This is a genomic window from Nocardioides sp., assembly GCF_035703625.1.
In the GTDB taxonomy this organism is placed as follows: Bacteria; Actinomycetota; Actinomycetes; order Propionibacteriales; family Nocardioidaceae; genus Nocardioides.
On the sequence record NZ_DASSXS010000263.1, the window covers coordinates 1 to 9,388 of the forward strand.

Below are 9,388 nucleotides of genomic sequence, written 5' to 3' on the forward strand. Positions count from 1 at the left end.
GTCGACCTGGACGGGGTCCGGAGCCGGCGGCGCCACCGGCTCGGAGACCGAAGCCGCGTGGGCCCCGGGCCGCGCGGCCGACGTGGCCTCCCGCCTGCGGTCACCCGGGGCGGCGCGGTGCTTGGGCTGCACCCGCTTGCCGAACGTCGCCATGGTGCCCCCCTTCCCGAGATCATCGTGCGCGCACCTCCGCGGATATTAATCCGACACGCCGGGCCGGGTGCGGGAATCGGAGCAGATCCGCCGGGCAGAGTCCGGGCCTGCCCGGTGCCGGAAGTTGAGTGGAACAGACTCAACTTCTCGCGCGTTGAACCGGTGAGGACGACACACCGCCGTCCTCGAACGACGAGCACGCCGCAGGAGACGCATTGAGCCAGTTCGGGATCGAGAAGTTCACCACCCGCAGCCGCGAGGCCATCGAGGCTGCCCAGCTGTCCGCCACCAAGGCCGGCAACACCGCCACCGAGCCGGTGCACCTGCTCGTGGCCTTGCTCGACCAGGCCGACGGCACGACCCGCAGCCTGGTGGCCAACGCCGGGGTCGACCCCGACCAGCTGAAGGCACGCGCCCAGCAGCTGGAGGCCGGCCTGCCCAGGGCCTCCGGCGCCACCGTGCAGCAGCCCGGCGCCTCCGCCGGGCTCACCCGGGTCCTCGCGGGCGCACTCGACCTGGCCTCCTCGATGAAGGACGACTATGTCGCCACCGAGCACCTCCTGATCGCGCTCGCCGGCACGCAGAGCACGGCCCAGAAGCTGCTGCTGGATGCCGGACTCACCGAGAAGGGGCTGCGGGAGGGCCTGACGGCGGTCCGCGGCAACCGCCGGGTGACCAGCCAGGAGGCCGAGTCGACCTACGACGCCCTCGACAAGTACTCCGTCGACCTGACCGAGTCGGCCCGTGACGGACGCCTCGACCCCGTGATCGGGCGGGATGCCGAGATCCGGCGGGTCGTCCAGGTGCTCAGCCGGCGGACCAAGAACAACCCCGTGCTGATCGGCGAGCCCGGCGTCGGCAAGACCGCCGTCGTCGAGGGCCTCGCACAGCGGGTCGTCGCCGGCGACGTCCCCGACTCGCTGAAGGGACGGCGGGTGCTCGCCCTCGACCTGGCCGCGATGGTCGCGGGTGCGAAGTACCGCGGGGAGTTCGAGGAGCGGCTCAAGGCCGTCCTCGAGGAGATCAAGGACGCCGGTGGCCAGATCATCACGTTCATCGATGAGCTGCACACGGTGGTCGGCGCCGGTGCCGGCGGTGACTCCGCCATGGACGCTGGCAACATGCTCAAGCCGATGCTCGCCCGCGGTGAGCTGCACATGATCGGCGCCACCACCCTCGACGAGTACCGCCAGCGCATCGAGAAGGACCCCGCGCTCGAGCGCCGGTTCCAGCAGGTCTTCGTCGGCGAGCCCAGTGTCGAGGACACCATCCAGATCCTGCGCGGCATCCAGGAGAAGTACGAAGCCCACCACGGCGTCCGGATCACCGACGCCGCGCTGGTCGCGGCCGCCACCCTCTCCGACCGCTACATCACCGGCCGGCAGCTGCCCGACAAGGCGATCGACCTGATCGACGAGTCCGCCTCGCGGCTGCGCATGGAGCATGAGTCCAGCCCCGAGGAGATCGACCAGCTCCGGCGGGTGGTCGACCGGCTGAAGATGGAGCAGTTCGCGCTGGAGAAGGAGGACGACGACGCGTCGGTCGAGCGGCTCGACAAGCTGCGGGCCGACCTCGCCGACCGGGAGGAGGAGCTCCGCAGCCTCGAGGCGCGCTGGGACCGGGAGAAGTCCTCCCTCGAGGACGAGGGAGAGCTGCGGCGCCAGCTCGACCAGCTCCGCATCGAGGCCGACCGGCACCTGCGCGAGGGCAACCTCGAGGCGGCCAGCAAGATCAACTACGAGTCGATCCCCGAGCTCGAGCGCAAGCTGGAGGACGTCGTCGGGCAGGAGAAGTCCGAGGTCGAGCCCCTCGTCGGTGACGAGGTCGGCGCCGAGCAGATCGCCGACGTCGTGGAGGCCTGGACCGGGATCCCCACGGGCCGGCTGCTCCAGGGTGAGACCGCCAAGCTGCTGGAGATGGAGTCGGTCATCGGCGAACGGCTGATCGGCCAGCGGGAGGCCGTCACCGCCGTGAGCGACGCCGTACGCCGCTCGCGGGCGGGCATCAGCGACCCCCACCGCCCGACCGGATCCTTCCTGTTCCTCGGCCCCACCGGGACCGGCAAGACCGAGCTCGCGCGGGCGCTCGCCGACTTCCTGTTCGACGACGAGCGGGCGATGGTGCGCATCGACATGAGCGAGTACTCCGAGAAGCACTCGGTCTCCCGCCTGGTCGGCGCGCCTCCCGGCTACGTGGGCTACGACGAGGGCGGGCAGCTCACCGAGGCCGTCCGTCGGCGGCCCTACTCCGTGGTGCTGCTCGACGAGGTCGAGAAGGCGCACCCCGAGGTCTTCGACATCCTGCTCCAGGTGCTCGACGACGGCCGGCTGACCGACGGCCAGGGTCGCACCGTCGACTTCCGCAACACCCTGCTGATCCTCACCAGCAACCTCGGGTCGTCGTACCTCGTCGACCCCACGCTGGAGCCGGAGCAGAAGCAGGAGTCGGTGATGGGGGTGGTCCGGCAGTCGTTCAAGCCCGAGTTCCTCAACCGGCTGGACGAGATCGTGCTCTTCGACGCCCTCACCCAGGACGACCTCGCCAGGATCGTCGACCTGCAGCTGGTGCTGCTGGAGAAGCGGCTGGGCGCCCGCCGGATCACGATCAGCGTGACCGACGCCGCCAGGGCATGGCTGGCCGAGACCGGCTTCGACCCGGCGTACGGCGCACGGCCGCTGCGCCGGCTGATCCAGACCGCGATCGGCGACCCCCTCGCAAAGCTGCTGATCTCGGGCGAGGTGACCGACGGATCCCGGGTCGAGGTCGACCGCTCGGCCGACGGGCTGGTGCTGTCGCCCGCATGATGGAATCGAGAGATGACCCCCGTGACGGAGTCACCAGATGAGTGAGCCGCTCCCGCGCCCGCGCCAGGTGACCATGGCCGGGTGGATGATCGTGGGTGGATCGGTCCTGGTCGTCGCCACCGTCTTCGACACGATCACCAGCCTCAACACGCTGGAGACCCGCGATGCCGTGGCGCAGTTCCTCTCCGAGCCGCCGGGACAGGGGCTGGGACTCGACGTCTCCGGAGCACTGCTCGTGCTGCAGACCGTGTCGATGGTCGCGGCCGGGTGCGCGGCCGTCGCCGCCGTGCTCGGCTTCCACGTGCTCCGGCGCCACCGCGGTGCCAGGCTGGGCGTCACCGTCGTGGCGGTCCCGCTCTTCTTCACCGGCATGGTGACCGGTGGGTTCCTCTCCTCGCTGGTGGCCGCGTCCGCGCTGCTGCTGTGGCTGGCCCCGGCGCGCGACTGGTTCGACGGGGTGCCGGCGCGGCCCTCGTCCGAACCGGCCCGGGCGGGCTGGCCGCCGGAGCAGGCGCCCCCTTCGCCCGAGCAGGCACCCCCGTCCGGGTCGGCGGCACCGCCGCCTGGTCAGGTGGGTGCCCCTGCTCCCCGGCCGCACCAGGGCTTCGGCATGCAGGTGGCACCGGCGGCGGTCGGCGTTCCCGTGCCCCGGCGCCGCCCCGCCGCGGTGATGTGGGCGTGCGTCCTGACCTGGGTGATCTCGGGCCTGGCCGCCCTGATGATGGCGCTGAGTGCCCTGGTGATCGCGGTCGCGCCCGACCTGGTCTTCGAGGAGCTGCGCCGGCAGAACCCCGGCTTCGGCTCGGAGGGGGTGACCGATCGCGCGGTCCAGGTCGCCACCTACGTCACGGCCGGCGTGACGGTGGTGTGGGCGCTGGCAGCGGCGGTGCTGGCCGTGCTCGTGCTGCGGGGAACAGGGTGGGCGCGGATCGCCCTGCTGGTCTCCGCGATCACGGCCGGGGTCACCTGCCTGCTCGCGTCACTGGCGTCGATCGTGATGGTGCTCCCCGCCTTCGGCTGCGCGGTGACGTTCTCGCTCCTCCTGCGCCCGGAGGTGCGAGCGTGGTTCGCGGGTCATGATCCAATGCACCCATGAACGACTCGAACTCGGGCGACACCAGCGGATCCCCCTACGGTCCGCCGCCCAGCCAGAACCCCTACGGGCAGCCCACCGACCCGCACGGCCAGCCGCCACCGCAGCAGAGCCCCTACGGCGAGGCGCCGCAGCAGCAGAGCCCCTACGGCGAGGGGCCCCAGCAGAGCCCGCAGGGGCAGCCGGCCCAGCCGCCGGCCTACGGTCCGCCGCCCACCTACGGCCAGCCTGCTCCCTACGGCCAGCAGCCGGGGTACGGCCAGCCGGGCTACCCGTACGGCGGCCCGGCGAGCGACAAGCGTCCGGGTACGGTCACCGCGGCGTCGGTGATCACGCTGATCTTCTCCGGCCTGTCCCTCCTGCTCTTCGCGTTCGGCCTGATCGGGCTGGTTGTGGCGAAGGCCGACGTGCTCAGCGCGTTCACGGAGGAGCCGGAGTTCGAGGATCTCGGGATCTCCGCCGATGCGGCCTTCGGTGGGCTCGTCGCCATCTTCGGCGTGTTCCTGGTGTGGTGCCTGATCGCCTGCATCCTGGCCGTGCTGGTCCTGCGACGGTCGAACGCGGCCCGGATCACGCTCGTCGTGTCGGCGTCGGTGACGGCCGTGCTCAGCCTGCTCGGCATCGGCAGCGGCGTCTCGGCGATCTTCCTGCTCGCGGGCGTGGCCGTCATCGTGCTGCTCTTCGTGGGTGGCGCCAACGACTGGTTCAAGGGCAAGCCGCGGCAGACCGGTCAGACGATTCCCGGGGTGACGCAGTACTGACCCCACCCACCCCGGCCGGATGGCGTGGGCTAGGCGCGCAGCCGCGCGTCCCCCAACCGGCGCAGGCCGTCCTCGATGACGGACGCCTCCTTGCAGAAGGCCCACCGCACCAGGTGGCGGCCCGCGTCGGTGTCGTGGAACCCCTGGGTCGGGATCGCGACGACCCCGGCCCGCTCGGGGAGGGCGAGGCAGAACGACAGCCCGTCCTCCCAGCCGAGGTGGCTGACGTCGGCGAGCGCGAAGTAGGTGCCCTCGGGGACCCGCACGTCCAGTCCGACGTCGGCCAGGCCGGAGCAGAGCAGGTCACGCCGCTTCTGCAGGTCCGCGGCGAGCTCGGCGGGAAAGTCGGGCTCGTCGTCCAGGGCATGCGCGATCGCCGGCTGGAGCGGGGCGCCGGAGGTGAAGGTGAGCCACTGCTTGGCCGCGAGCACGGCGGACACCAGCTCGGCCGGCCCGCTGGCCCAGCCGACCTTCCAGCCGGTGAAGGAGTAGGACTTGCCAGCGCTCGAGAGGGTGAGCGTCCGCTCGAACATCCCGGGCAGCGTGGCCAGCGGGACGTGCTCGTGCGCGTCGAAGACCAGGTGCTCGTAGACCTCGTCGGTGATCACCACCAGGTTGTGCTCGATCGCGAGGTCGGCGACGGTCTGGAGCTCGTCCCGGTCCAGCACGGTGCCGGTCGGGTTGTGGGGGCTGTTGAGCAGGATGAACCGGGTCCTCGGACCCATCGCGGCCCGCAGCTCGTCGACGTCCAGCCGGAAGTCCGGCGAGCGCAGGGTGACCGGACGACGTACCCCGCCGGCGACCTGGATCATCGCCGCGTAGGAGTCGTAGTAGGGCTCCAGCACGACGACCTCGTCGCCCTCGTCGACCAGTCCGAGCAGCGCGGCCGCGACCCCCTCGGTGCACCCCGTGGTGACGCAGACCTGGCGGTCGGGGTCGAGGTCGATCCGGTAGTGCCGCGCCTGGTGGCGCGCGATCGCCTCCCGCAGGGCGGGGACGCCGATGCCGGGGGCGTACTGGTTGTGTCCGCTCCCGAGTGCCTCGACCGCCCGGGTGATCACCGTCGGAGGACCGTCCACGTCGGGGAACCCCTGGCCGAGGTTGACCGAGCCTGTGCGCACGGCCAGCGCCGACATCTCGGAGAAGATCGTGGGCGGTATCCCCTGCAGGCGACGGGCAAGCATGGGTCGAGGCTAACCGCCCGACCCATCGAGCGGGTACGACATGATGGTGGCCGTGAGTGACGTGCAGACGCCGGATCCCGACCTCGCCCGCGACATCGACGGCTGCTGCCGGCTGACCGGGGAGTTCACGCTCCGCTCCGGCCAGGTCGCCGGCGAGTACTTCGACAAGTACCTCTTCGAGGCCGACCCCACCCTGCTCTCCCGGGTCGCCAGGGCGATGGTCCAGCTCCTGCCCGAGGACACCGACCTGGTCGGGGGGCTCGAGCTCGGCGGCATCCCGATCGCGACCATGGTGAGCAGCCTGACCGGGCGGCCGGCCGTGTTCGTGCGCAAGAAGGCCAAGGAGTACGGCACCTGCAAGCTGGCCGAGGGCCCCGATGCCCAGGGCCGCCGGGTCACCCTGATCGAGGACGTCATCACCACCGGCGGCGCCGTACGCGACGCGACCCGGGCGCTGCGTGAGGCGGGCGCCGTCGTCGAGGTCGTGGTGTGCGCGATCGACCGCAGCCCGGAGGGGGAGAACCCCCTGGCCGACGTCGGCCTCGAGGTGCGACCGGTGCTCACGAAGGCCCAGCTCGACGGGGTTGGGTAGGGGGCTCGTCGGGCCTGTCGGATTCCCCGGCTCACCGGGGAAACCGACACTTCTCAGCCGTTGCAATGCCTTGAGAGTGCATGGATCGGCTGAGGAGTGTGACTGGTGTGACTCTTGGGGCGAGGAGGGTCCTGCGACAGGCCGCGGGATCACCCGCCGAGCCGCGGCCGGTGACTCGCTCGGTCTCAGCCCTCGCGGGGCTCGGTCCCCAGGCCCGAGATGTCGCGGTCCGACACGCCGTCGGCGTCGTTGTCGGCGGCCTCGGGAGAGGAGGTACGCCGGTGGCGCCACCACTCGTAGACGATCGGGATCACCGAGAACGCCAGGATCGCCATGATCACGAGGTCGATGTTCTCGCCGAGCCCGGGGACCGTCCGGCCGAGGAAGTAGCCGAGGAGGGTGATGCTGAAGACCCAGAAGACCGCGCCGACCAGGCTCCAGACCAGGAACCGCCGCCGGTCCATCCGGCCGACCCCGGCGACCACCGTGATGTAGGTCCTGACGAACGGGACGAACCGGCCGATCACCAGCGCCTTGTTCCCGTGCTTGTCGAAGAACGCCTCGGTCTGGTCGAAGTACTTGCGCTTGAGGATCCGGCCGTCGCGCTCGTAGAGCGGCGGCCCGATGGCGCGGCCGATCTCATAGCCCACCACGTTGCCGAGGAACGCGGCCACCGTGAACGAGGTGAGCGCGAGCAGCAGCTCGACCCAGTCCGGGCCCGGGAAGACGTCGATGTCGCCGCGGGAGATGAACAACCCCATCGCGAAGAGCAGGGTGTCGCCCGGGAGGAAGGGGAAGAACAGGCCGCACTCGACGAACAGGATGACCAGGCTCAGCCCGAAGAAGGCGTCCCCGAAGCGTTCCAGCCACCAGACCGGGTCCATCCAGTCCATGCCGAGCAGCATCGGCGCGATCTCCACCAGGGCGTTCACCGCGCAACCCTAACCGGGCGGCCCAACCGCATCGTGAGCGTCTAGGGTCCGGCCCATGAACGAGGAGCGACGGGCGCCGTACGACCCGATGCCGCACGGCCCCGCCGAGGTCGGGGTGGGTCCGTGGCCCGGTCCCTGGCCCGAGGGCGACCGGTACGACGCCCGGCTGCTCGCCGAGGGGGACCGACGCAACGTCGTCGACCGCTACCGGTACTGGACGCTGGAGGCGATCCGGGCCGACCTCGACACCCGGCGGCACGACTTCCACGTCGCGATCGAGAACTGGCAGCACGACTTCAACATCGGGACCATCGTCCGGACCGCCAACGCCTTCCTCGCCGCCGAGGTCCACATCGTCGGGAACCGGCGCTGGAACCGGCGCGGGGCGATGGTGACCGACAGGTACCAGCACGTACGGCACCACGAGACGGCCGCCGACCTCGCGGGCCAGCTGCACGGTGACGGGATCCGGCTGCTCGGCATCGACAACCTCCCCGGCTCCGACCACCTCGAGACGATGGCGCTCCCGCGCCGTGTCTGCTTCCTGTTCGGCCAAGAAGGACCCGGCCTCTCGGCAGCGGCGCGCGAGGTGTGTGACGGCACGTTCTCGATCGCGCAGTTCGGCTCGACGCGGTCGATCAACGCCAGCGCCGCCGCGGCGATCGCCATGCACGCCTGGATCAGGGAGTACGCCGACCTGTCCGGTGACGCCGCCTGGCGCGGTGGTTCCGACCAGAAATCACGCTGACCCGCCCGAAAGTTACGGGCGGGTCAGCGTTTGGGGTCAGCGGCGGGTGCGCGAGAAGCAGATCACGACGTGGTCGCCGAGCCGCCACCGGTCCGGGCCGTGGTCGTCCCAGGCGAAGGACCGGGTGGAGACGCGGGAGGGGCACCTGCGCAGCGCCGCCCGGCGGAACTGGCGGTCCGTCGGGTGGGCCTTCTGCCGGATGACGAACGTGCCGGTGGCCCGCCACCCGTGGCGACGGGCGCAGGTGGTGTAGGCCATGGACCGGAGCGTGAGGCAGGCCGCGATGCGGTTGGGGTGCGGCGGCGACGTCAGGGCCGGCTCGTTGTCGGTGGGGAGGCGAACCAGCGCCTTGCCTCCCATCAGGACCAGGTCGCAGCGGATCCAGCGCGCGCCCCGATCACGCTGCGCCTTGGTGGGGATGAACCATCCCCAGGTGTAGGCGGTCATCGCCCGGCTGGAGTAGCTGGTCCCCAGGGCCGACTTCCACGCGGGGTCGCAGATGCGGACGGCGATCCGGTTCAGCCGCCGCAGCGGAGCGCTCCAGGACACGTCCCTGGGCAGCCGGCCGGTGGCGATGACCCGTGAGGTGTGCGGCTGGGAGCATTCGACCGCCGCCTCGTTGTTGGACGCGCGGCTGAACTCGGCCATCGTGAGTGCGCGGCACTCACCGACGGACGGCTGCTGGAAGGCGGGGCCGGCCTGCGCCGGCCCGGCGATGGCGACGACGGCGGCGAGCGGCGCCAGGAGCAGGAGTACGACGGCCAGGAGCCGGGGGGTCTTGAGCACGGGCGGGGTCCCTTCTTGAGTTTTTCCGGCGACACCCTAGCCATTGGAGCCGGCCGATGGCGAGGACCCTCGCGCCGCGTGGTGCAGCGACCCCGGATGGTTGAGGGACGCGGAACGGCTCCTCGGTCGGCGAGTACGTCGGTCTTGCGCCAGCGGCCGTCCGGTCACGCGAGGACGGGGGACTAGGGTGAGGAAGAGTCCCGAACCGTGTCCCGAGGAGACCCCGCATGCCCATCGCCACTCCCGAGGTCTACGCAGCGATGCTCGACGCCGCGAAGGAGAAGGCCTTCGCCTTCCCGGCCATCAACGTGTCCTCGTCCCAGACCCTCAACGCG

Annotated in this window: 8 protein-coding genes and 1 pseudogene; 6 read left to right on the forward strand and 3 right to left on the reverse strand. The window is 71.2% G+C overall.

Annotation, left to right across the window (positions count from 1 at the left end):
- The first annotated feature begins 368 nt into the window (after positions 1-368).
- The 3 genes from clpB to VFN12_RS13800 are packed head-to-tail and all read left to right on the forward strand — an operon-like array spanning position 369 to position 4,811.
- Entirely contained in the window at positions 369-2,957 is a 2,589-nt protein-coding gene (clpB, locus tag VFN12_RS13790) for an ATP-dependent chaperone ClpB (RefSeq protein ID WP_325119293.1), read from the forward strand.
- 37 nt (positions 2,958-2,994) lie between these two features.
- The gene (locus tag VFN12_RS13795; RefSeq protein WP_325119294.1) at positions 2,995-4,053 is read left to right on the forward strand and encodes a hypothetical protein; all 1,059 of its coding nucleotides are present in this window, start codon (positions 2,995-2,997) and stop codon (positions 4,051-4,053) included.
- Complete coding sequence (locus VFN12_RS13800) at positions 4,050-4,811, forward strand: hypothetical protein (protein WP_325119295.1); 762 nt, start codon at positions 4,050-4,052, stop codon at positions 4,809-4,811. Before VFN12_RS13795 ends, VFN12_RS13800 begins: the two co-directional genes overlap by 4 nt.
- A gap of 29 nt (positions 4,812-4,840) precedes the next feature.
- Here the strand turns inward: VFN12_RS13800 and VFN12_RS13805 are convergent, their stop codons facing one another.
- Positions 4,841-5,995: a pyridoxal phosphate-dependent aminotransferase gene (locus tag VFN12_RS13805; protein ID WP_325119296.1), complete on the reverse strand. Its 1,155-nt coding sequence runs from the start codon at positions 5,993-5,995 to the stop codon at positions 4,841-4,843.
- A 52-nt stretch (positions 5,996-6,047) separates the two neighbouring features.
- Between VFN12_RS13805 and pyrE the strand changes: the two genes are divergently transcribed.
- On the forward strand, positions 6,048-6,587 hold the full coding sequence (gene pyrE, locus VFN12_RS13810) for an orotate phosphoribosyltransferase (RefSeq protein ID WP_325119298.1): 540 nt from the start codon (positions 6,048-6,050) through the stop codon (positions 6,585-6,587).
- 185 nt (positions 6,588-6,772) lie between these two features.
- On the opposite strand, the gene VFN12_RS13815 is transcribed toward pyrE, so the two are convergent.
- Complete coding sequence (locus VFN12_RS13815) at positions 6,773-7,519, reverse strand: DedA family protein (RefSeq protein WP_325119299.1); 747 nt, start codon at positions 7,517-7,519, stop codon at positions 6,773-6,775.
- A 55-nt stretch (positions 7,520-7,574) separates the two neighbouring features.
- On the opposite strand from VFN12_RS13815, the gene VFN12_RS13820 reads away from it, so the two are divergent.
- Complete coding sequence (locus tag VFN12_RS13820) at positions 7,575-8,267, forward strand: TrmH family RNA methyltransferase (protein ID WP_325119300.1); 693 nt, start codon at positions 7,575-7,577, stop codon at positions 8,265-8,267.
- Positions 8,268-8,303: 36 nt separating this feature from the next.
- Here VFN12_RS13820 and VFN12_RS13825 read toward each other — a convergent pair whose 3' ends face one another.
- Complete coding sequence (locus VFN12_RS13825) at positions 8,304-9,053, reverse strand: septum formation family protein (protein WP_325119301.1); 750 nt, start codon at positions 9,051-9,053, stop codon at positions 8,304-8,306.
- 227 nt (positions 9,054-9,280) lie between these two features.
- Between VFN12_RS13825 and VFN12_RS13830 the strand changes: the two are divergent.
- A pseudogene (locus tag VFN12_RS13830) lies at positions 9,281-9,388 on the forward strand (class II fructose-bisphosphate aldolase); the annotation flags it as partial.

Excerpts from the sequence above, each read along its gene's own strand:
- VFN12_RS13795 (WP_325119294.1), top strand. The coding sequence starts at position 2,995 with ATGAGTGAGCCGCTCCCGCGCCCGCGCCAGGTGACCATGGCCGGGTGG.
- VFN12_RS13800 (WP_325119295.1), top strand. The coding sequence starts at position 4,050 with ATGAACGACTCGAACTCGGGCGACACCAGCGGATCCCCCTACGGTCCG.
- VFN12_RS13805 (WP_325119296.1), bottom strand. The coding sequence starts at position 5,995 with ATGCTTGCCCGTCGCCTGCAGGGGATACCGCCCACGATCTTCTCCGAG.
- VFN12_RS13820 (WP_325119300.1), top strand. The coding sequence starts at position 7,575 with ATGAACGAGGAGCGACGGGCGCCGTACGACCCGATGCCGCACGGCCCC.